This is a genomic window from Streptomyces sp. NPDC016851, from assembly GCF_055562795.1.
The window spans coordinates 1-21501 of the sequence record NZ_JBVHEP010000037.1 but is presented as its reverse complement, the minus strand read 5'-3'; the positions used below and the strand labels follow the sequence as shown (position 1 = coordinate 21501).

The following is a 21501-nucleotide window of genomic DNA, read 5'->3' as shown; positions in this document are numbered from 1 at the left end:
GGGGTGTGGGGGTGGAGGAGAAGAAACGTTTCGGGATGGGGCGGGACCTGGCGGGCAGGGAAGGCAGGCCCGTCGAGGGGGTTACGCCTGGGCGGACAGCGGCCCGCCGGCGCTGTCGCGCACGATCAGGGACGGCTCCAGCAGGAGCCGCTCGGGCGGGGAGTCAGGGGCCGCGATCCGGGCCAGCAGCAGTCGTACGCACTCCCGGCCGACCTCCTCCAGCGGCTGGGCGACGGAGGACAGACCGGGCGAGAGCAGCTCGGCGGTCGGCGAGTCGTCGAAGCCGATCACGGCGACGTCACGGCCCGGGGTGAGGCCACGCTCGCGCAGCGTCTGGTAGCAGCCGAGGGCGAGCACGTCGCTTGCCGCGACGATGGCGGTCGCGCCGCCGTCCAGCAGCGGTTTCGCCGCGGCACGCGCAGCCTCGATGTCGTTCACGATGCTCTGCCCGCGCCGGCCGCGGGTGGGAAGTCCGTGCCGCCGCATGGCCCGCTGCCAGCCCTGGGCACGGTCGTCACCCGCGCCGGAGGTGCCGCGTTCCCAGCCGAGGAAGGCGATCTTGCGATGTCCGAGGGCTACCAGGTGCTCGACCGCCGCGTCCGTGCCCGAGGCGCCGTCGACGTCGACCCAGTCGCCGAGGGGCCGTCCCGACCACATCCGGCCGAACCCGATGAACGGCACGTCCCGCTTGGTCAGCCACGACTGGCGTGGGTCACCGCGCTCGGTGCCGCTGAGCACAAAGCCGTCGACCTCGTGCTGAGCCAGCAGTTCCTCGTAGCCCTCCAGGCTCGGGCCGTCGGGCGGGGAGGCGAACAGCAGGATCCGATACCCCGCCTCGTCGGCGGCATCCGACAGGGCGTGCAGGAAGCGGTCCATGACGGCGCCCGCGGTGCCGGGCGGGGTGGGCTGGATGCCGTAGCCGATGAGCTTGCTCGAACCGCTGCGCAGGGTCTGCGCCGCCCGGCTGGGCCGGTAGCCCATCTCATCGATCGCGCGGCGGACCCGCTCCAGGGTCTCGGGCCGCAGCATGTCCGGCGAGTTGATCGCGTTGGACACGGTCTGCATCGAGACCCCGGCCCGGGCGGCGACCATGGCGAGGGTCACCGGTCCCCCGTTGGGCGAGGGTTTCCTACTTGAGCGGGGCATGCGGCTCTCCGACGTGCAGAAGATCTTGTGTACTCGGTTTTAGCGTTCCAAATACGTTGTCATCGCTCCGAAGAGTGCTTACTGTCTTTGGAACGTTCGAATGCAGAGAGGTTCTACTTCCTTGGACACCACTGTCAAGCCCCAGGACACAGGCGGTTCGGTCACCACAGCCCCGTCCGCGAGCGCGGGCCCGCAGCCGTTCCTGCATGACGCGGTCGTCACGCTGCACGCGCCGAGCCTCGTCATCTCGCATGCGGACGGGCAGCTCAACGGGGGTGCGGACGGCTTCTATCACGGCGACCGCCGGGCCCTGTCCCGCCTCACCGTCGCCGCCGAAGGTATCCCGCTGGAGCCGGTCACGGGGGGCCTGCGGGGCGCGGACCGCGCGGAGTTCCGGGCCGTCCTGCGCGGTCTCGGCGAGGTCACACCCGACCCGGCCGTGGCCCTCCGGCGCCGCCGCAGCACGACGGCAGGCCGGCTCGAGGAGCACCTGGAGATCACCAACGCCGGCAGCCGACACGTCCACCTCAGGCTGACGGTGACCGCCGGGACGGACCTCGCCACCATGGACCAGGTCAAGTCGGGACGCGCTCGCGAGGACGTGCCGCCCCAGGCTCCGGACAGCGACACCATCGGTCTGGCATGGGCGTGTGACGGCTTCACCACCCGCCTGGTCAGCGAACCGGCGCCGGACGAACTCGACGTGCAGACGGGGCGGCTGTCGTACGACGTCGAACTGGCCCCCGGTGCCTCGTGGCCGGTGACGCTGTCCTGTACGGCCGCGTACGCGGACGGCGATCAGTTCCCGCCCCCGCCCGCGGATCAGATGCCGTGGAGCATCCCCGTGCTGCGCAGCGCGGACCGCAGCCTGGACCGCTGGCTGAAGCAGTCCCTCGCCGACCTGGACCGCCTGCGCCTGACCGACCCGCGGTCACAGAAGGACCGGCCGGACCAGTTCCTCGCGGCGGGCGCACCCTGGTTCCTGACTCTCTTCGGGCGCGACGCCCTGTGGGCCGCCCGCATGCTGCTCCCCCTCGGCACCGGCCTCGCGGCCGGTACGCTGCGCACCCTCGCCCGTCGGCAGGGTGCCGTCACCGACCCCGCGACGGAGGAACAGCCGGGCAAGATCCTGCACGAAGTCCGCCGCGACAACATCAAGCTCGGCGACCGGCTCTCACTGCCCTCGGTGTACTACGGCACGGTCGACGCCACCCCCCTGTGGATCACCCTCCTCCACGACGCCTGGCGCTGGGGACTCGATCCGGCCGAGGTCGAACTGCTCCTGCCGCACGCGGAGACCGCCCTGGCCTGGATGCGCGACCAGGCAGCCGCCGACGGCTTCCTCAAGTACATCGACCAGACCGGCCAGGGCCTGTCCAACCAGGGCTGGAAGGACTCCGACGACTCCATCCGCTACCGCGACGGCAGCCGCGCCCACGCACCCATCGCCCTGTGCGAAGTGCAGGCGTACGCCTACGAGGCCGCGCGCTGCGGAGCCGCACTGCTGCGGGCGTTCGGCCGCCCGGGAGCCGACGAGTGGGAGGCATGGGCCGAGCGGCTCGCCGCCCGCTTCCGCGACCGCTTCTGGGTGAGCGACGAACACGGTCCCTACCCGGCCGTGGCCCTCGACGGCGACGGCAGGCCGGTCGACTCGGTCACCTCCGGCTTCGGCCACCTCCTCGGCACCGGCCTGCTCAACGCCGAGGAGAGCGCGCTGCTCGCGGCCCGCATCGCCGGAGGGGACCTGGACGCGGGCCACGGCCTGCGCACGCTGAGCAGTGACGCGGCGGGCTACAACCCCTACGGCTACCACGTGGGGTCCATCTGGCCGCACGACACCGCGATCGCGGTCCACGGCCTGGTCAAGGCCGGGTTCCCCGACACTGCGGCCTCACTGGCGGCCGGCCTGCTGACCGCGTCGACGGCCTTCGACGCCCGCCTCCCGGAGCTCTTCGCCGGCCACGGCAGCCAGGAGAGCCCGACTCCCGCCCCCTACCCGGCGTCCTGCCGGCCGCAGGCATGGGCGGCCACCGCCGCGATCCTCGTGCTCCAAGCGGCCCTCGGCCTGAGCGCGGACGTCCCGGGCGGTACGGTCACGGTGGCGCCGGCCTTCGCCGCGGCGTACGCACCGCTCACGGTGACGGGGCTCCGAGTCGGCGGAGACCAGCTGGACGTCACGGTAACGGCGGACGGAACGGTGAACATGACCGCTCCGGCAAGGCTGGCCGTGGTTGGACCCTGATGCCGCGTCACCGAGCCGGCCTGTCCTTGACTTCTGTGCCGTGGACACCTCAACAGGGCGCAAATGAAGCTGGACGACGTCCGCATGCCGGCGGTCCGGGAGGGCGAGCGGGTGACCGGTTTCGGCCGGCGCACGCTGCTCGACCTGCGCGAGCGGGTCGACGTGCTGCGGGAGCCCGGCTCGCCGTTCGACGGGCCGGTGCGGGAGGCGGGCGCGCGCTGGGTTCGGCCGGAACTGGTGGCGCGGATCGCGTTCGCCGAGTGGACCTGTGACGGCATGCTGCGCCATCCGCGGTACCTGGGGTTGCGGGACGACAAGAAGCCGCGGGACGTGGTGCGGGAACGTCCGTCGGGGCGCGCTGCCGCGTGAGCGTGAGCGGTCCGGTCAGAACAGCGGCGTGAGCGGCTGTTCGCACCAGATGGTCTTGCCCCGGGTGGTCTGCCGGCTGCCCCAGCGCTGGGTGAGCTGGGCGACCAGCAGCAGTCCGCGGCCGCCCTCGTCGTCCTGGTGGGCCCGGCGCAGGTGCGGGGAGGTCGAACTGCCGTCGGACACCTCACAGATGAGGGTCTGGTCGCGGATCAGCCGGAGCTGGATGGGCGCGGCGCCGTAGCGGATGGCGTTGGTGACCAGTTCGCTGACGACGAGTTCGGTGACGAACGCCGTCTCGTCCAGCCCCCACGCGGTGAGCTGCTCGGTGGCGGCCTGGCGGGTGGCGGCCACCTGCGCGGGGTCGGGCGTCACGTCCCAGGTGGCGACCTGGTCCGCGCCCAGCGCCCGGGTGCGGGCCAGCAGCAGGGCCACGTCGTCGCTGGGCTCTTCCGGCAGTACGGCCTTCAGCACGGTGTCGCACAGGGCGTCGAGCGAGTCGGCCGGCACCGTCAGGGCGCGGCACAGCTCGTCCGTGGTGTGGTCGAGGTCGCGGTCGCGGTCCCCGATGAGCCCGTCGGTGTAGAGGGCGACGACGGAGCCCTCGGGCAGCTGGAGCTCCGTCGCCTCGAACGGCAGCCCCCCGACGCCCAGCGGGGGCCCCGCGCTCATGGGGATCAGCCGCGCGGACCCGTCGGGCAGTACCAGAGCGGGGGCGGGGTGCCCGGCGGCGGCCAGGTTCAGCCGGCGCGTGACAGGGTCGTAGACGGCGTACAGGCAGGTCGCGCCGAGCTCGGCGACCTCGTCGCCGTCGTCGTCCGACGCGAGATGGGTGACCAGGTCGTCGAGGTGGGTGAGGAGTTCGTCCGGCGGCAGGTCCACGTCGGCGAGCGTGCGGACGGCCGTGACCAGCCGGCCCATGGTCGCCGTGGAGGGGATGCCGTGGCCCACGACGTCACCGACCACGAGCGCGACCCGGCTGCCGGACAGCGGGATCACGTCGAACCAGTCGCCGCCGATGCCGGCCGCCGAGCCGGAGGGCAGATAGCGGTGGGCGACCTGGACGGCTGCCTGGCCGGGCAGTCCCTTCGGCAGCAGGCTGTGCTGGAGGGCCAGCGCGGTGGTGCGTTCGCGGGCGAAGCGGCGGGCGTTGTCGACGCAGACCGCGGCGCGGCTGGCGAGTTCCTCGGCGAACACGGCGTCGTCGGGGGCGTAGTCGTCCACCTGCCGGATGCGCACGGCCACCGCGACGCCGAGGGTGATGCCGCGGGCCCGGAGCGGCACCGCCATCATCGAGTGGACGCCCTGGCGGTAGGGGCTGCCCTGCGGGGCGCGGGTGTTGCGCTCAGCGACCCAGCGCATGAAGGACGGCTCCCCCGCCTGGCTGACGATCGCCCGGCCCTCCCGCATCGCCCGCGCGATGGGGGAGAACCCGGGGTAGGCGTCCACTTCTCCCAGGTGGACGGCGGCTTCCGGGGTGCCCTCGGTGACGGAGCCGTGGGCGACGCGGCGCAGCACGATCTCGTTTTGCGGCACGGTCGGCGACTCCTCCGCGCCCAGGACCCAGTCGAACAGGTCCACGCTCGCGAAGTCGGCGAACCGGGGCACCACGACCCCGATCAGCTCCTCGGCCGTGCGCACCACGTCCAGGGTGGTGCCGATGGCCGCCGCGGCCTCGTTGAGCAGGGCCAGCCGCTGCCGCGCCCAGTACTGCTCGGTGCTGTCGAACGCGGCGAGGGCGGTGCCCAGGAGCTCGCCGGAATGGTCGCGCAGCGGCCACATCTCGGTGACCCAGGCGTGCTCCCGGTTCAGGGCCGGGGCGCCCGTGTAGCTCTCGTAGCGGAGCGGGCGACCGGTCTCGACGACATGGCGGAGGTGCCAGTTGAAGCCCCGGCTGTGCTCGGCCTCCTCGACGGTCTCCGGGAAGTGCCGCCCCAGCAGGGTCTCCTCGGACACGCCCATCACCTGGCAGGCGGCACCGTTGAGCCGCAGATAACGCTGGTCGGTGTCGAACACGGACATCGACATGGACGCCTGCTGGAAGGCCTTCCCGGCCAGGGACGTCTCGGCGCTGCCGGGGGGTTCGGCGGTGATCACGTAGCCGTCCGGTGCCCCGTCCGCGCCCGTCACGGCGCAGGCTGTGACGCGCAGCCCGACCAGATAGCCGTCGTGGTGCCGCACCATGACGGTGCCCGAGCGCGCGGACAGCGCCTCGGCCGGCACGTCCTCGGCGAGCAGGTCCCGTACGGGCCGGCCCACGGCCTCCTCGGCGGGGTAGCCGGTCAGTCGCCGTGCGCCCTCGCTCCACCCCGTCACGGTGCCGCGGGCGTCGATGATCGCAGCAGCGGAGGCGTCCTCCATATCGTCCAGGATTCTCCCTTTGCCGCCCTGTATCAACCGCGACGGAGCTTTCGTGACAGTGTCAGCTCCGGTGAGCGCGCAGGGCGGCCAGCGCCCGGTCGGCGTGGGCGTTCATGCGCAGTTCGCTGCGGACGACGTCGAGGACGGTGTGGTCCTGCCCTATGACGAACGTGGTGCGCTTGGTCGGGGCCAGGGAGAAGCCGCGTTTCACGCCGAACCGCTCGCGGACCGTGCCGTCGGTGTCGGACAGCAGGGGCATGCCGAGGCCGTGCTGTCCGGTGAACTCCTGCTGGCGCTCGACGGTGTCGCCGCTGATGCCGACGGGGCGTGCGCCGACGGCGGCGAACTCGGCGGCGAGATCGCGGAAGTGGCAGGCCTGTGCGGTGCAGCCGGGGGTCAGGGCGGCCGGGTAGAAGAAGAGCACGACCGGCCCCTCGGCGAGCAGCCCGGACAGGCTGCGGACGGTGCCGGTCTCGTCGGGCAGGGCGAAGCCCTCGACCGTGTCCCCGGCCTCCACGCGCGCGGTCATGCCCGGCCCTCGGTGTTCCGTGCGACGCCGCGGGCCCAGAGCACGAGGGGCAGCTGGAGCGGCAGGCGCCCGAAGGCCGCGGCCTTCTGCGGCGCGGGGCGGTGGCGCCAGTCGGCCGCCATCTTCACGTTGGCGGGGAACACCCCGACGAAGAACGCCGCCGCGGCCAGCGCGGCCGTCTTGCGGGTACGCGGCAGCGCCAGTCCCGCGGCCAGCGCGAGCTCGGCGGCTCCGCTGGCGTAGGTCCAGGTCCTGGGCGTGCCCGGCAGTCCGCTCGGGATGGTCGCGTCGAAGGGGCGTGGGACGGCGAAGTGGGCGATACCCGCGGTGGCCAGCAGGCCGGCGAGCAGCAGGGGCGAGCGTTCGGACCGGGACACGGTTCCTCCTCTGATGGCCTGCCGCGCGATATTACTGGACGGTAGAGGCACCCCTCCGCCGGGTCCTGCCGACGCCGTCGGTGGACACCCGGGGGGTAGCCGAACGAGCGGCGGAAGACGTGAGCGTCGGCGGCCTCGCCGCGCCCTGCCCAGTGCGCCGGCCGACGCGACGTCCCTGCGGACGGCTCTGCTGTCGCTGATCGCCCTGCCGGCGGTGGGCCGGCTGCCGCTGTGCCGGCTGCGCGAGCCCGCACCGCCCGGACCGGCGGTCGCCGAGCGGGCGGATCCGCGCGGCCCGGCCGCACGGTGACCCGCGGGGGTCAGGCCCTGCTCACCGGGGCGGAGCGGTCCTCGGGCTCCTCGTCGACGGCGTGGGCGAGGAAGTCGTCGACCATGCGGTGGAAGAGCGTGGCGAGCTGCCGCAGTTCCTCGGGGGACCAGTCGGACAGGGCCATCTGCATGCCGCGGACCCCGGCCTCGCGGACCTTGGCGATGGCCTGCCGGCCGGTGTCGGTGAGCTCGATGCGCTGGGCGCGGCGGTCGTCGGGGTCGGGCACGCGGGTGACGTAGCCGGACTTCTGCAACTGCTGCACCGTGCGCGTGACGTGCGAGGCCTCCACTCCCAGCCGGGCGGCGAGCTCCCCCGGCCGCAGCGGCTCGGAGTCGGCGACCTGCCGCAGCAGCGCGACGGCGGCACGGTCGAGCGGCACGCCCGCGATGGCCATCAGCCGGTCGTGCTGTCGGGCGCGGGTGCTCAGGTACGTGATACGGGTGAGCGCGCGCTCGATATCGATCACTTCCGGGGAGGGGGTGTCGGGGAGCGGTGGTGTGGCCATGCCGGCCACTTTACCATCTCGTTGCCTAACTCAAGTAATTCACGACGTCGAGGTCGAACCGGTGCGTTTCGACCCGCGCCGGCACCTCGGCCCCCGAGTCCGCTGAGGCCGGCGCCCGCCTCGACGCCGTTCAGGGGAAAGACCCGGCAAACGCGCGTGACCGGGCGCGTGGGCGTCCACACCTCACCCGTGGACCTGCCGCTGATCCCGCCCATGCTCGCCACGTCCGGCACCCTGCCGCCCGCCGCGCAGGACGCGCGCTGGGCCTATGAGACCAAGCAGGACGGCCAGCGGGTGGTGGCCTACCTCCCCGGCGACGACACTGTGCTGCTGCGCGCCCGCTCCGGGGAGGACATCACGGCCGCGTATCCCGAACTGCGGCCGCTGGGCGCCGCCTTGGGCCCCGTGCCGGCCGTGCTGGACGGGGAGATCCTGGCCCTGGACGAACAGGGCCGGGCGAGCTTCCAGTTGCTCCAGTCGCGCATGGGGCTGGCGCACGCGCCCGCGAGGGCGGCCCGGCGGGCGGCGGAGGTGCCGGTCCATCTCGTGCTGTTCGACCTGATGCATCTGGAGGGCCGGTCACTGATCCGGCTCCCCTACGCACGACGCCGCGCGGCACTGGAGGACCTCGGCCTCGCCGGACCCTCCTGGTCGACCCCGGCCGCGATCGTCGGCCACGGTGCCGAGGCCCTGGCCGCCACACGCGAGCACGGCATGGAGGGCCTGGTCTGCAAGCGGCTGGACTCGGTGTACGAACCGGGCGTGCGCTCCCGGGCCTGGGTCAAGATCCGCAACATGCGCACCGAGGACGTCCTGGTCGGCGGCTGGCAGCCCGGCAAGGGACGGCTCACCGGCCTGCCCGGCGCGGTGCTGGTCGGGCAGCGTGCCGCGGGGCGGCTGCGCTACGTCGGGAGCGTGGGCACCGGCTGGAGCGAGGCCGAACGGACGGAACTGGCCGGCCTGCTGCGGGCCGCCGCGACCGACGTCTGCCCCTTCGACCCCGCGCCGCGCGCCCCGGGCGCCCACTGGGTCGTCCCCCGGCTGGTCGGCGAGGTCCGCTACAGCACCCGCACCCGGGAGGGCCTGCTGCGGCAGCCGTCGTGGCTGCGGCTCCGGCCGGATCTCGCGCCCGAGGAGGCGGCGGCCGACATCCCGGACGACATGGTCTGAAACGGCACCGGCATTCCGGTTGTTGGGCAGCGATTCACCTACGGGATCACACCTCCCTCTTGGCATGGACGCGTTCAGCCAGGAAGCTGAACCTCCCTTTCCCCCCACAGCCGTTGGGCTGCGCCCAAGAGGAGGACGCAGTGTCGTCACGCCCGTTCGCACCCCGCAGGAGATGGCTCACCGGACTGGCCGGCGCCGCCGCCCTCGTCCTCGCCTTCCCCGCCACGGCCTTCGCCGCCCCGCCGCGTGCGCTGCCCGCCAACGCCGAGTCGCTGGAGAAGACGTTCCAGCCCGCCTACGACTACGACACCGACGGCTGCTACTCGACACCCGCCATCGGCGCGGACGGCACCGTCAACGGCGGGCTCAACCCGACCGGAGCCCTCAACGGCGACTGCCGCGACGCCTCGGACCTGGACAACACCAACGGCTACGCACGCTCCAAGTGCAACAACGGCTGGTGCGCCGTCCTGTACGCCCTCTACTTCGAGAAGGACCAGGCGGTGGCCGGCAGCGGCATCGGCGGCCACCGGCACGACTTCGAGCACGTCGCGGTGTTCGTGCAGGACAACCAGGTCAAGTACGTGTCGACGTCCGCCCACGGTTCGTTCGACGTGCACGCGGCGTCGCAGGTCCGCTTCGACGGCACGCACCCGAAGATCGTCTACCACAAGGACGGCGTGAGCACGCACTGCTTCCGTCTCGCGAACGCGAACGACGAGCCGCCGGAGAACCACAAGCGCACCTGGCAGTACCCGCCGCTGGTCGGCTGGAACGGCTACCCCGCCGGAGTGCGCGACAAGCTCACGTCGTACGACTTCGGCAGCGCCAACTTCGGCCTGAAGGACGGCAACTTCGCGAACCACCTCGCGTCGGCCAAGCCCTCCGGCATCGCCTTCGATCCGTACGCCTGATCCGGGCTCGCTCCTGCCGGGGGCTTAGGTCCCCGGCCGGGTCCGGTCTCCGCCCCGCGTCCGATCCGTTGGCGCGGGGCGGCCGCATAGCGTCCCCTCATGGACGCACACGACACGACAGGGACACTCGAGGAAGCCCTCGAACGGCTCCACGCCTCGGGGCCGGAGCGGCTCGGCCGGCTCACCAACCACGCCCCCATGGTCGTGGAGGTGCTGGCCGCGCACGGGCAGGCGGGTGCCGTGCACCGCTGGCTGGATCTGTACCGGCCCAGGCTGGAGGACTTCCCCACGCCCGTGGCTCCCGTGACCGACGCCAACTGGCGCGAGGCGCTGGGGGATCCGCGCCGGGCCGCCGACTGGATCGGGTATTTCGGCCACGCCCTGGCGCGACAGCCGTGGCGGGACGTCCTCGCGACCTGGTGGCCGCGGCTGCTGCCCGGGCTGTACGGCGGCTCCACGCACCCCGTCATCCGCGTCGGCCACGCCGTGCGGGCTCTGGAAGCCGGTGAGAGCGCCCCGCGGCTCGACGAACTCGCCCACGGACTGGGCTACTGGGCCGCCCGGCACCGCCCCGTCTCCGGCATCACCGAACTGCCCGCCGCCCCGAGCGCGGCGCGGTCCCTGGACGCCGTGCCGCCGATCGCCGATCCCCGAGGGGGATTTCCCGACCGGCTGGAGGCCGTACGGCGGCTGCCGCTGTGGGCGGGCGACGTGACCGACCCGGACACGGCACGCACACGCCTGACCGAGCTGGTCCGGGCCGCGACCCATCGGTACGCCACCCATGGCCATGGGGAGGCGACCATGCTCGTGCATGCCGCGACAGCCCCCAACGCCGTGCTGCGCACCCTCGGTTCCCTGCCCCGCGAGCTGTGGGCACCGAGCCTGCACGCGGCGTGGACCGCGTCCGCGGCGGTCACCGCGATGTACGCACCCTCCGAGCCCGCAGCCCACGTCCCCGCACCCGGCCGCACCGCGCAGGAGGTGCTGGAGCGGGCCCTCGCCCACGGTGACGAACACGTCATCAAGCTCACCGACACCGCCCTCGACGTCGGCGACGAGCGGGCCCTGGCCGCGGCCCTGCGCGCGGTCGAACTGAGCGAGCCCCTCCTCCCGAACTGACGTACGCCGAAGGGCGGTCGGGGGAGGTACGGCACGGACGTACCCCCGGGAGGGTCTATCGTGTCGGCATGTCCGTCCCCGAACTGATCCGCATCGTCTCCCGCGACTCCCCCATGGCGCTCGCCCAGGTGGAGCGAGTCCGGGCCGAGCTGTCCGCCGCCCATCCCGGAGTGCGCACCGAGGTCGTACCGGTGAAGACCACCGGCGACAAGTGGATGGGTGACCTGTCCAAGGTCGAGGGCAAGGGTGCGTTCACCAAGGAGGTCGACGCGGCACTGCTGGCCGGTGAGGCCGATCTCGCCGTGCACTGCGTGAAGGACGTGCCCGCCGACCGGCCGCTGCCGGCGGGGACGGTGTTCGCCGCGTTCCTCAAGCGGGACGACGTCCGGGACGCCCTCATCCACCCGGGCGGCCTCACCCTGGACGAGCTGCCGGCCGGGACGCGGATCGGCACCTCCTCGGTGCGCCGCGTCGCCCAACTGGCCGCCACCCACCCGCATCTGGAGTGCGTGCCGTTCCGGGGCAACGCCAACCGCCGCCTGGCGAAGCTGGCCGCCGGAGAGGCCGACGCGCTGCTGCTCGCGGTATCCGGCCTGGAACGCATCGGCCGGCAGGACGTGATCAGCGAGATCCTCTCCACCGAGACGATGATGCCGCCCATCGGCGCGGGCGTGCTGGCCCTCCAGTGCCGGGAGGACGACGCCGATCTGATCGACGCGGTGAGCGGTCTCGGCGACCCGGACACCCACCGGGAGACCACGGCCGAGCGCATGTTCCTCCATGTCCTCCAGGGGCACTGCAACAGCCCGATCGCCGGGTTCGCGCAGGTGGACCGCAGCGGTGAACTGTCCCTGCGGGCCTGTGTGTTCACCCCGGACGGCAAGACCCGGCTGAACGCCCACGAGTGGGCGGGCCGGCTCGACCCGGCCACGCTCGGCACGTCGGTGGCCGTGGCACTGCTGCGCCAGGGTGCCCGCGAGATCATCGACGGCATCCCGCACTGACCCCGGGACGCGCTGACACCGGATCAGGCGGTGCCTTCCTCCGCCTGGTCCTGGAGGAAGACGCTCACCTGGTGCGCCAGGCTGTCGCGCAGAGCGACCTGCTGACCCCCGGCGGGCCCCTCGTGCGCGCCGATGCCGCCCGACCACAGCCGGCGGTCGGCCCACTCCTCCTCGACGCGCAGCTGGACCTGGACGTCCACGAGGCTCAGGGACGCCTCGGCGCCGGCCGCGTACAGCACTGCGGTGGCCCGGCGCAGCGGGTAGACGTCGAAGCCCTCGATGAACTGCGAATTGCGCCAGTCGAGGAAGGCACTCTCCCCGTCCGGGCCGATCCGCACGTCGATCTGGCCGTCCTCGAGATGGATGCCGAGGTGCCGGCTGCCGCGGTTCTCGACGGTCACGCGGAGGCTGAAATACGTCAGCCCCTCTGCGGCGTCGTCACGGCCGCGGGGCGGCTCGGCCAGTTCCAGACGGTGGACGCGGACGCGCAGACCGGCATGCTCGTCGTACTCCTGCCAGTCCCCGACCACGTTCGGCTCGTACACACTGCACCTCTCGACCTCTGGAAGCTGCTTCCTATCTGTGGTCTCAGCGCACTGTCAAATGAGCAGAATGCGCTGTGGCCTGGCAGTTCATCCTTTTTGATCGGTGATCAAGCCCTGCCCAGCGGTTATCCGGAACCCAGGGGAGAAAGCGCTTGCGGCGGCGTGCCGCACATCACTTCCCCGAGTGAAGATCAACGGGCCAGACGGCCCAGCAGCGCCGAGGCGGCGGTGACGCCGAGGGCGGCGGCCACGAGCAGCACCGCGAAGTCGGAGGCCAGGTGGTGGGGCGTGCCCAGGAGGAGCCCGCGCAGGGCGTCGACCTCGTAGCTGAGCGGGTTGGCCTTGCTGACCGCCTGGAGCCAGCCCGGCATCACGGACACCGGGTACAGGGCGTTGGAGCCGAAGAACAGCGGCATGGTGATCGCCTGCCCGAAACCCATCAGGCGGTCGCGGCTGAGGACGATGCCGGCGATGGTCATCGACAGGCAGGAGAAGAAGGCCGAGCCGAGGACGACGATCGCGGCGACGGCGAGCAGTTTCAGTGGGTTCCAGGTCAGTGCCACGCCGAGCAGGGCGGCGATGAGGAGGACCACGACCGCCTGGACGAGCGACTTGACGCCCGCCGCGAAGGCCTTGCCGGTGATCAGCGCGGAGCGCGGGGTCGGCGTGACGAGGAGCTTGTTGAGGATGCCGGCGTCGCGCTCCCAGATGATCTGGATGCCGTAGAAGATGGCGATGAACATCGCGGACTGGGCGATGATGCCGGGCGCCAGGTAGTCGACGTAGGGGATACCGCCGGTGGGGATGGCCCTGATGCGGGTGAAGGTCTGGCCGAAGATCAGCAGCCAGAGGGCCGGCTGGACCGCCCGGGTGTAGAGCTCGGTGCGGTCGTGGCGCAGCTTCTGCAGTTCGACCGCGCACATCGCGCCGACGCGAGCGGGCAGCAGCCGCCAGTCGGCGCGCGGCTGCGGGGGTCTGAGCAGCAGATCGATGCCGGGGCCGCGGGCGGGGTCAGCCGACACGGCGTGCGGTGCGGCGGGTGCTTCGGACATCGCGGAAATCTCCTGCCTCGTCGTCGAGACCGCTGCCCGCCACGTCGCGGAAGACGTCCTCCAGCGTGGGCAGCGTGTCCGTGGCCACGCCTGCGGCGCGGCGGCGGGCGCCGAGTCCTTCCCTGAGCTCGGCGGGGGTGCCGAGGGCGCGGATCCGGCCGCGGTGCATCAGGGCGACCCGGTCGCAGTACTGGTCGGCCTCGTCCATGGAGTGGGTGGTGACGAGCACGGTCATGCCGGTGGCCGCGCGGACCGCTTCGATGTGGTCCCAGACGCCGGTGCGGGCGATCGGGTCGAGGCCGATCGTGGGCTCGTCGAGGATCAGCAGCCGCGGGGCGCTGACCAGGGCCTGGGCGAGTTCGAGCCGGCGGACCATGCCGCCGGAGTAGGTGGCGGCGAGCCGGTCGGCGGGGCCGGTGAGGTCGACGGCGGCCAGGGCCTGGGCGACGCGTCCGGCGCGTTCCCGGCGGGGCACGTCGAAGACCCGGGCGAACAGCGCGACGTTCTCCCGCCCGGTGAGTCCGGCGTCCGCCGAGAGTTGCTGGGGCACGTACCCGAGCAGCCGGCGTACGGCCATGCGCTCGCCGGCGGCGTCGTGGCCGAAGACGCGGACGGTGCCCGCCGGCACCGGCAGCAGGGTGGTGAGGCAGCGCATCGCCGTGGTCTTGCCGGCGCCGTTGGGGCCGAGCAGCCCGAAGACCTCGCCCTGGCGGACCGTGAGATCGAGTCCGTCCACGGCCCGGGTCGCGCCGAAGGCGTGGACGAGCCCGGTGCAGGCGACGGCGTCGGCCGAGGGTGGTTCGGTGTCCCGCGTCATGACTCCTCGGCCTCCTCGTGCAGGGTGCCGGCCAGCTTGCGCAGGGCCGGGATCGCGGCGCGCAGGGCCTGGCGGTCCGCCTCGTCCAGCCGCGACACATGGCGTCGTACGAGGTCGGCGCGGCGGCGGCGCCACTCGCGCAGCCGTGTCCCGGCGGCGGGCGTGGGCAGCAGCCGGGCGGCCCGGCGGTCGGCCGGGTCGGTCTCGCGGACCAGATAGCCCGCCCGCACCAACTGGTTGACCAGGGTCGACACCGAGTTGGCCGCCAGCCCGAGGTCCTTGGCCGCGTCGGAGATGCCGATGCCGGGCCGCGTCACGGCCAGGCGCAGCAGCTCGACCTCGGCGCCGCGCAGCCGGGGGTCGGGCATCTCACGGCGCAGGCGCCGCCGCATCAGCCGCTGGACCCCGACGAGCGCGTCGGCCAGCTCTTCGGGGAAGGTCTCCGGCTCCATGCGGCCGAGATTAGCTCTGTGACAGAGGTAATCGGCCCAAGGCGGGGTCAAGGGATGCACCCGAAACGGCAGCGGCTCCCGGGAAAGCCCACGTTCACGAATGGGCGTATTGTCGGAATTGTTTCGTGGTCTCCCCGCCCGGGAATGGGCGATGAAGTGCTTCGGACCGGAGGCACGTCCGTGGGAGACGCCCGGGCCCCCGGTGCCCTCCGTGAGGTCCGAGCCCGTGCTTCCCACGGTGTCTGTCCTTTCGGCACCTGCTCAGGGAGGTGCGCACCATGCGTATCGCCGGCAGCACCAGAACGCACCCCCACGACGACGCTCCCGACACCGCCGAGGCGTTCGAACGTCTCGTGCGGCTGCCCGAGGGGCCCGAGCGCAAGGCCCTGCGCGACGAACTGGTCGAGGCCTGGCTGCCCATGGCCGAGCGGATCGCCGTCCGCTTCCGGGGCCGGGGCGAAGCCCTGGAGGACCTCTACCAGGTGGCCGCCCTCGGTCTCGTCAAGGCCGTCGACCACTACGACCCGGCGCGCGGCAACGCCTTCGAGGCCTACGCCGTGCCGACGGTCACCGGCGAGATCAAGCGCCACTTCCGCGACCACATGTGGACGCTGCACGTCCCCCGCCGGGTGCAGGACCTGCGCAACCGCGTGCGGCACGCCGCCAAGGAGCTGTCCCAGACCACCCCCGGCCGCTCCCCCACGGTCGCCGAGATCGCCGAGTACGCCCACCTCACCGAGGGCGAGGTGCGCACCGGCATGGAGGCCCTGGAGTGCTTCTCCGCCCTGTCGCTGGAGGCGGAGATGCCCGGCACGGACGGCTACGCCCTCGGGGACGCGATCGGCGGGCCGGACCCGGCCTTCGACACGGTCGTCAACCGCGTGGCCGTCAAGCCCTGTCTGGAGGCGCTGCCGGAACGCGAGCGAATCATCCTCTATCTGCGGTTCTTCAAGGGCATGACGCAGAGCCGCATCGCGGAGCAGCTCGGCATCTCGCAGATGCACGTCTCCCGGCTGCTCAGCAGCTGCTTCGCCCATCTGCGCGAGGAGCTGCTGACCGAGACCAGGTGACCGCCGGACCTCACCTCGGCGCCGCCGGGCAGTGTCACTGCTCCGGCGGCGCTTCGGGGATCTGGGTCGGTCCGGCGCGGTCGAGCGCGTCCTCCAGCTCGGCCCGTATCTCCCGGGGCATCACACCGGTGCGTCCCCAGACGAGGATCAGTTCCGCGACGTTGCGCAGCTTGATGTTGGTGTGCTGGGAGACCTCCTTCAGCACGGCCCAGCCCTGGTCGGGCGAGATCCGGCCGAGCACGACGACCATCCCGATCGCCTGGTCCACGACCGCGTGGGAGACGACCGCCTCCTTCAGTTGCCGGACTTCTTCCTGCAACTCGAAGATCCGCTCCGAGCCCCCGTCCGTGGGCATGGTCACCTCCGGGTCCGGTGCGCCGCTGTCCCCATGGCCTCGTGGGGTGCTTGAGTGCCTTGACGCAGTGTCCGACGCCTCCATCGTCGTCACTCGGCCCGCCCGGTGCCACCGGGGCGGTCCGGGCCGGTCCACCACATCGTTTTGCTGCCGTCGCCGGGGTACTCGGCAGGCGCCTACGGGGGTTCCGGTTGGACACTGGTGTCATTCCTCCGGTGGCTGCCAGGCCGAAGAGATCAGGACGCGACTGCCATGAACCACGACATGCCCACCCCCTCCGGCACCAAGGACGTCGTCTCATCACACTCCGTATTCGGCGCGCCCTGCTGGGTGAGTCTGACCAGCCGGGACGTCAAGGCGACCGAGGAGTTCTACGGGGCCGTGCTGGGCTGGCAATGGCGGCCGGCCAAACTCGGCGACCGCTTCCGGATCGCGCTGGCGGACGGCTCGCCGGTGGCCGGGATCGCGGGGGTGGCCAGCATGTGGCAGATGGCGGTCGCGTGGACGCCCTACTTCGCCGTCCGGAGCGCGGACGACGCGGTGGCGCGGGTGCAGGAACGCATGGGCACGGTCGCGGTCGGGCCGATCTCGCTGCCGCCGGGGCGGGCGGCGCTGCTGGCCGACCGGGACGGGGCGACCTTCGGGATCTGGGAAGGCGACCTGTTCACCGACTGGGAGACCTGGCGCAACGCGCAGCCGGCCTTCATCACGCTGCACACGCGGGACGCCTTCGACGCCGCCATCTTCTACGGCGAGGTCCTCGACTGGGCCTCCGAGAGCCCCGGCTGCTGCGAGGTCCACTACGAGGGCGGGGAGGTCGTGCTGCGCAGCCGCGGTGACGTGGTGGCACGGATCGAGTCGGGAGCGCTCGAGGCGGCCCCCGACCCGACGATCCGGCCGCACTGGCAGGTCCACTTCAGCGTCGACGACGTCGAGGCCTGCACCCGGGCCGCGGAGCTGCACGGTGGCAGCGTGCTGTCCAAGGGCAGCGACGAGGCCGTGCTGCGCGACCACGACGGCGCGCAGTTCACGGTGACGGCGCGCCGGGACCGCTCGTAGGTCATCCGGCCTTGGTGCGGGAAGGCCGCGACAGCAGCACCAGGCTGCGCGCGTCGACCGTCAGCACCGTGCCCGCCTTGTGCTCCGCCTCGTCGGGGGAGCCCTCCGGGGCGGCGGTGTCGATCAGGGCCGTCCAGCGTTCGCCGTAGGCGGCGTCCGGGAGGCGGAAGTCGACCGGCTCCCAGTGGCTGTTGAACAGCAGGAGGAACGAGTCGTCGACGACGGGGCGGCCGCACGGATCGGGTTCGGCGATGGCGTCGCCGTTGAGGAAGACCCCGACGGAGTGCGCGTCGCCGCGCTGCCAGTCGTCGTCGGTCATCTCCTGGGCGTCCGGCGCCAGCCACACCAGGTCGGGCAGCGGCTGGTCGGCGCGGGTCATGGTCTCGCCGAGGAAGAAGCGGCGCCGACGCAGCACGGGGTGCCCGGTGCGCAGCCGGATGACGTACCGGGTGAACTCCAGCAGGTCGCGCTGCTCCTCGGTGAGCCGCCAGTCGATCCAGGAGATCTCGTTGTCCTGGCAGTAGGCGTTGTTGTTGCCGCGCTGGGTGCGCCCCAGTTCGTCGCCGTGGCAGAGCATCGGGATGCCCTGGGAGAGCAGCAGCGTGGCGAGGAAGTTGCGCTGCTGGCGGGTGCGCAGCTCCAGGACCGCCGGGTCGCGGGTGGCACCCTCGGCGCCGCAGTTCCACGACCGGTTGGTGCTCTCGCCGTCCTGGTTGTCCTCACCGTTGGCGTCATTGTGCTTGTCGTTGTAGGAGACGAGGTCGCACAGGGTGAAGCCGTCGTGCGCGGTGACGAAGTTGACGCTGGCCCGGGGCCGGCGCCTACTGTGCTGGTACAGGTCGGAGGAGCCGGTCAGCCGGGAGGCGAACTCGCCGAGCGTGTGGTCCTCACCGCGCCAGAAGTCGCGCACCGCGTCGCGGTACATGCCGTTCCACTCCGACCACAGCGGCGGGAAGTTGCCCACCTGGTAGCCGCCCTCGCCGACGTCCCACGGCTCCGCGATCAGTTTGACGCGGCTGATCACCGGGTCCTGCTGGATCAGGTCGAAGAACGCCGACAGCCGGTCCACCTCGTGGAACTGCCGGGCCAGGGTGGCCGCGAGGTCGAAGCGGAAGCCGTCGACGTGCATCTCGGTGACCCAGTACCGCAGCGAGTCCATGATCAGCTGGAGCACGTAGGGGTGGCGCATCAGCAGGCTGTTGCCGGTGCCCGTGGTGTCGTAGTAGTGCTCCCAGTCGCCGTCGACCAGGCGGTAGTACGAGGAGTTGTCGATACCGCGGAAGGACAGGGTCGGGCCCTTCTCGTTGCCCTCGGCCGTGTGGTTGTAGACCACGTCGAGGATCACCTCGAGCCCGGCCGCGTGCAGGGTCCTCACCATCGACTTGAACTCGGCGACCTGCTGGCCGCGGGTGCCGTGGGCGGCGTAGCCGTTGTGCGGCGCGAAGAAGCCGATCGTGTTGTAGCCCCAGTAGTTGGCCAGGCCGCGGTCGTGCAGCACGCCGTCGTGGACGAACTGGTGCACCGGCATCAGCTCCACCGCCGTGACGCCGAGCGAGGTGAGGTGCTCGACGGCCGCGGGGTGGGCGAGCCCGGCGTAGGTGCCGCGCAGCTCGGCGGGCACCTCGGGGTGGGTGCGGGTCAGGCCTTTGACGTGCGCCTCGTAGATCACCGTGTCGGCGTAGGGCCGACAGGGCCGGGTGTCGTCGCCCCAGTCGAAGGCCGGGTCGGTCACCACACCGAGCATGGTGTGACCGGCACTGTCGGCCGGGTCGGGGCCGTCCGGGTTGCGTTCGTAGAGCGAGGGGTGGTTGTCGATCTGCCCGTCGACCGCGCGTGCGTAGGGGTCGAGGAGCAGCTTCGCCGGGTTGCAGCGGTGTCCGAGGGTGGGGACCCACGGCCCGTGCACGCGGTAGCCGTAGCGCTGGCCGGGTCCGACACCGGGGAGGTAGCCGTGCCAGACGAAGCCGTCGACCTCGGTCAGCGGCACCCGGGTGTGGGTGCCGTCGTCGTCGACGAGGACCAGCTCGACGCGTTCGGCCACCTCGCTGAAGAGCGCGAAATTGGTGCCCTCCCCGTCGTACTCCGCGCCCAGCGGGTAGGGGCGTCCGCTCCACGCGGACACCCCTTTCCGTGTCTGCCGGCGCGTCACCGGGCCTCCTCCAGGACCTCGCCCGGCGTACTGGCGGGGCCGGCCAGCTGCGCGACGCGCACCTCGCGGGGCACCTCGAGGCCCTCCCGTTCCCGCGGGGCGGGCGCGGTCGGCACCAGCGGGACACGTTCGCCGGCCCGGGCGCGCTGCGAGAACCAGATGACCTTGCTGCCGGTCTCGGTGGCGCAGCACCCCCAGCCGTCGCTCATCGCCGCGAGGTGCTCCAGGCAGCCCCGCAGTTCCTGGTCCGGGCGCAGGGCGCGGTCGTTGTCCCCGATGGCGGTGATCAGGTGCTGGCCGTTCCACCACATCTCGATCGACGTGTTCTTGTCCGTGGCGTGCTCGTCGATGGCCTTGAGCAGCATCTCGGCACCGCCGCAGACGGGCTGGATCAGGTTGTCCAGGTCCCAGAACCTCAGGTGAGCGGCCAGAATGCGGCTGACCTGTCCCACCCGTTCCGGGCTGACTTCCACGTCGAGGTGGTAGTAGCAGGGCACTGCGGTCTTCATCGGTCGGCTCCTCACCGCGAAGCTCAGCTCCTCCTCGCTCCCGCGGTCCTGCGGGACGAGCCCCGAACACGGAACGTGAGCGCGTATCGCTTCTGAGTCACCTTCAGCCTGAGGGTGCTAGCCCGTTCGTGCAACACGAGCGCACAGTTGAGGTGTTTGTGCGCCCAAGTGAGCAAGCCTTGGGGCCTGGGCGGCTCGGCTGAGCCGCTTTTGGTTGAGGATCCAACAAGACGCTGCGTCGTCACCCGTGCACCATGTGTGAAGAACTCGATCGCCGTTACGGGTCCGTGCCGCTGTGGCACGGCAGCCGTCCGACCGTCGGGAGACCGTGCCCCTCGAAGCCCGAAAGGTGATCGGCGCCATGCTGCTACCCGCCAAAGCCGAAGTCGCCCGGCAGTTGCGGCGTTACCGGGCCTGGGAACGCGTGATGCTCGCGGCACCGAACGACCGCACGGTGCGGACCACGTTCGAGGACTCCGGCTACACGCTCTGTGTGCTGATGGGCAAGCGCTGCGCACGGGAGGCGGCGGACGCGGCCGAGCGGTATCTGCGCACGAACCAGGTCACCTCTGTGCAGGAACAGACCCAGGTCGCCTATGCGCAGGAACCGCAGACCGCCTGCGCGCACGAACCGCAGGTGGCGGCCTATGCGCAGGAACCTCAGGTCGCCTATGCGCAGGACCCGCAGGTCACCCGTCTGCAGGAACAGAACGAACGGCCCCGTCCGGCCACCGCGGTCCGGCGAAGACCGCCGGCGGCGGAGCGGCGCTCCCCTGCTGGACGGTAGCCGCCTTCCGCAGATCTTGTCCCCTGAACCGGGCCCGTGGCCCGGCTTTCGAGCACGGTGGAGGTGAGGACCATGAGTAGGACCCGGGCCATCGGCCGTATCCCGGTACGGGACGTCCGGCCGGCCGTCGAGAGCGGCAACCGGCCGGCCAAGGCGGTCGTGGGAGAGACGTTCGAGGTCACCGCCACCGTGTTCCGGGAGGGGCACGACGCGGTCGCCGCCAATGTCGTCCTGAAGGATCCGGAGGGCCGTCCCGGTCCGTGGACGCCGATGCGTGAGCTGGCCCCGGGAAGCGACCGCTGGGGCGCCGAGGTCACCGCGGACGCCGTCGGCCGCTGGACGTACCGGGTGGAGGCCTGGAGCGACCCGGTGGCCACCTGGCGCCACACGGCGGGCATAAAGGTGCCGGCCGGCATCGACCCCGGTCTGGTCCTCGAAGAGGGCGCCGATCTCTACGAGCGGGCGGCGGCCGGCGTCCCCAGGGAAGCCGGCCGCGGTGTGCTGCTCGACGCCGCGGAGGCACTGCGCGACGACTCGCTGCCCCCGGCGGCGCGGTTGGCGGCGGCGTTGACGCCGGAGGTGGACGAGGTCCTGGCCCGGCATCCGCTGCGGGACCTGGTCACCACCTCCGAGCCGCTG

At 72.2% G+C, this 21501-nt stretch carries 21 protein-coding genes and 1 pseudogene; 10 read left to right on the top strand and 12 right to left on the bottom strand.

Annotation, left to right across the window (positions count from 1 at the left end; all coding sequences use genetic code 11):
• Nucleotides 1-81 precede the first annotated feature (81 nt).
• On the bottom strand, nt 82-1146 hold the full coding sequence (locus ACZ3I3_RS38555) for a LacI family DNA-binding transcriptional regulator (protein ID WP_467372445.1): 1065 nt from the start codon (nt 1144-1146) through the stop codon (nt 82-84).
• A gap of 121 nt (nt 1147-1267) precedes the next feature.
• Here ACZ3I3_RS38555 and ACZ3I3_RS38550 point away from each other — a divergent pair, with 121 nt between their 5' ends.
• Together ACZ3I3_RS38550 and ACZ3I3_RS38545 are read left to right on the top strand one after the other, a co-directional pair.
• The gene (locus ACZ3I3_RS38550) at nt 1268-3388 is read left to right on the top strand and encodes an amylo-alpha-1,6-glucosidase (protein WP_467372444.1); all 2121 of its coding nucleotides are present in this window, start codon (nt 1268-1270) and stop codon (nt 3386-3388) included.
• 63 nt (nt 3389-3451) lie between these two features.
• The gene (locus ACZ3I3_RS38545) at nt 3452-3757 is read left to right on the top strand and encodes an ATP dependent DNA ligase (protein WP_467372443.1); all 306 of its coding nucleotides are present in this window, start codon (nt 3452-3454) and stop codon (nt 3755-3757) included.
• A 15-nt stretch (nt 3758-3772) separates the two neighbouring features.
• On the opposite strand, the gene ACZ3I3_RS38540 is transcribed toward ACZ3I3_RS38545, so the two are convergent.
• The 4 genes from ACZ3I3_RS38540 to ACZ3I3_RS38525 all read right to left on the bottom strand — a co-directional run bounded on the left by ACZ3I3_RS38540 (nt 3773) and on the right by ACZ3I3_RS38525 (nt 7857).
• The gene (locus tag ACZ3I3_RS38540; protein WP_467372442.1) at nt 3773-6115 is read right to left on the bottom strand and encodes a SpoIIE family protein phosphatase; all 2343 of its coding nucleotides are present in this window, start codon (nt 6113-6115) and stop codon (nt 3773-3775) included.
• A 61-nt stretch (nt 6116-6176) separates the two neighbouring features.
• A complete protein-coding gene (locus tag ACZ3I3_RS38535) occupies nt 6177-6644 on the bottom strand; it encodes a peroxiredoxin (protein ID WP_467372441.1) in 468 nt (155 codons plus the stop codon).
• On the bottom strand, nt 6641-7021 hold the full coding sequence (locus ACZ3I3_RS38530; protein ID WP_467372440.1) for a DoxX family protein: 381 nt from the start codon (nt 7019-7021) through the stop codon (nt 6641-6643). Before ACZ3I3_RS38530 ends, ACZ3I3_RS38535 begins: the two co-directional genes overlap by 4 nt.
• A 320-nt stretch (nt 7022-7341) precedes the next feature.
• Complete coding sequence (locus ACZ3I3_RS38525; protein ID WP_467372439.1) at nt 7342-7857, bottom strand: MarR family winged helix-turn-helix transcriptional regulator; 516 nt, start codon at nt 7855-7857, stop codon at nt 7342-7344.
• A 189-nt stretch (nt 7858-8046) separates the two neighbouring features.
• Here ACZ3I3_RS38525 and ligD point away from each other — a divergent pair, with 189 nt between their 5' ends.
• From ligD to hemC, 4 genes are all read left to right on the top strand, one after another.
• Nucleotides 8047-9027 (top strand): non-homologous end-joining DNA ligase, encoded by a 981-nt coding sequence (ligD, locus tag ACZ3I3_RS38520; RefSeq protein WP_467372482.1) that lies wholly within the window; start codon nt 8047-8049, stop codon nt 9025-9027.
• 140 nt (nt 9028-9167) lie between these two features.
• Nucleotides 9168-9941, top strand: coding sequence for an NPP1 family protein (locus ACZ3I3_RS38515; protein WP_467372438.1), 774 nt, complete (start codon nt 9168-9170; stop codon nt 9939-9941).
• Between the two features lie 99 nt (nt 9942-10040).
• Nucleotides 10041-11063: a questin oxidase family protein gene (locus tag ACZ3I3_RS38510; RefSeq protein WP_467372437.1), complete on the top strand. Its 1023-nt coding sequence runs from the start codon at nt 10041-10043 to the stop codon at nt 11061-11063.
• Between the two features lie 68 nt (nt 11064-11131).
• On the top strand, nt 11132-12067 hold the full coding sequence (gene hemC / locus ACZ3I3_RS38505; RefSeq protein ID WP_467372436.1) for a hydroxymethylbilane synthase: 936 nt from the start codon (nt 11132-11134) through the stop codon (nt 12065-12067).
• Nucleotides 12068-12090: 23 nt separating this feature from the next.
• Here hemC and ACZ3I3_RS38500 read toward each other — a convergent pair whose 3' ends face one another.
• The 4 genes from ACZ3I3_RS38500 to ACZ3I3_RS38485 form a co-directional block, all read right to left on the bottom strand.
• The gene (locus ACZ3I3_RS38500) at nt 12091-12612 is read right to left on the bottom strand and encodes a hypothetical protein (RefSeq protein ID WP_467372435.1); all 522 of its coding nucleotides are present in this window, start codon (nt 12610-12612) and stop codon (nt 12091-12093) included.
• 191 nt (nt 12613-12803) lie between these two features.
• The gene (locus ACZ3I3_RS38495; protein ID WP_467372434.1) at nt 12804-13664 is read right to left on the bottom strand and encodes an ABC transporter permease; all 861 of its coding nucleotides are present in this window, start codon (nt 13662-13664) and stop codon (nt 12804-12806) included.
• Nucleotides 13624-14481 carry an ABC transporter ATP-binding protein gene (locus ACZ3I3_RS38490; RefSeq protein WP_467372433.1) on the bottom strand — a complete coding sequence of 286 codons (858 nt, stop codon included), beginning with the start codon at nt 14479-14481 and terminating at the stop codon, nt 13624-13626. The genes ACZ3I3_RS38495 and ACZ3I3_RS38490 overlap by 41 nt, the downstream gene beginning before the upstream one ends.
• Nucleotides 14478-14933 (bottom strand): MarR family winged helix-turn-helix transcriptional regulator, encoded by a 456-nt coding sequence (locus ACZ3I3_RS38485; protein ID WP_467372432.1) that lies wholly within the window; start codon nt 14931-14933, stop codon nt 14478-14480. Before ACZ3I3_RS38485 ends, ACZ3I3_RS38490 begins: the two co-directional genes overlap by 4 nt.
• Nucleotides 14934-15211: 278 nt before the next feature.
• Here ACZ3I3_RS38485 and ACZ3I3_RS38480 point away from each other — a divergent pair, with 278 nt between their 5' ends.
• Nucleotides 15212-16003 (top strand): RNA polymerase sigma factor SigF, encoded by a 792-nt coding sequence (locus ACZ3I3_RS38480; protein WP_467372431.1) that lies wholly within the window; start codon nt 15212-15214, stop codon nt 16001-16003.
• A 34-nt stretch (nt 16004-16037) separates the two neighbouring features.
• On the opposite strand, the gene ACZ3I3_RS38475 is transcribed toward ACZ3I3_RS38480, so the two are convergent.
• Nucleotides 16038-16358, bottom strand: a complete 321-nt coding sequence (locus ACZ3I3_RS38475; protein ID WP_174523400.1) for an ANTAR domain-containing protein — start codon at nt 16356-16358, stop codon at nt 16038-16040.
• 252 nt (nt 16359-16610) lie between these two features.
• Here ACZ3I3_RS38475 and ACZ3I3_RS38470 point away from each other — a divergent pair, with 252 nt between their 5' ends.
• Nucleotides 16611-17417 (top strand): VOC family protein, encoded by an 807-nt coding sequence (locus ACZ3I3_RS38470; protein WP_467372430.1) that lies wholly within the window; start codon nt 16611-16613, stop codon nt 17415-17417.
• Nucleotide 17418: 1 nt separating this feature from the next.
• On the opposite strand, the gene glgX is transcribed toward ACZ3I3_RS38470, so the two are convergent.
• Both glgX and ACZ3I3_RS38460 read right to left on the bottom strand, forming a co-directional pair.
• Nucleotides 17419-19566 (bottom strand): glycogen debranching protein GlgX, encoded by a 2148-nt coding sequence (gene glgX / locus ACZ3I3_RS38465; protein ID WP_467372429.1) that lies wholly within the window; start codon nt 19564-19566, stop codon nt 17419-17421.
• Nucleotides 19563-20075, bottom strand: coding sequence for a pep a2 (locus ACZ3I3_RS38460; RefSeq protein WP_467372428.1), 513 nt, complete (start codon nt 20073-20075; stop codon nt 19563-19565). Before ACZ3I3_RS38460 ends, glgX begins: the two co-directional genes overlap by 4 nt.
• A 361-nt stretch (nt 20076-20436) precedes the next feature.
• On the opposite strand from ACZ3I3_RS38460, the pseudogene ACZ3I3_RS38455 reads away from it, so the two are divergent.
• Together ACZ3I3_RS38455 and ACZ3I3_RS38450 are read left to right on the top strand one after the other, a co-directional pair.
• Nucleotides 20437-20634: pseudogene (locus ACZ3I3_RS38455) on the top strand (DUF5133 domain-containing protein); the annotation flags it as partial.
• A 300-nt stretch (nt 20635-20934) separates the two neighbouring features.
• Nucleotides 20935-21501 (top strand): maltotransferase domain-containing protein (locus ACZ3I3_RS38450; RefSeq protein ID WP_467372427.1); only part of this gene is annotated, 567 nt, incomplete at its 3' end.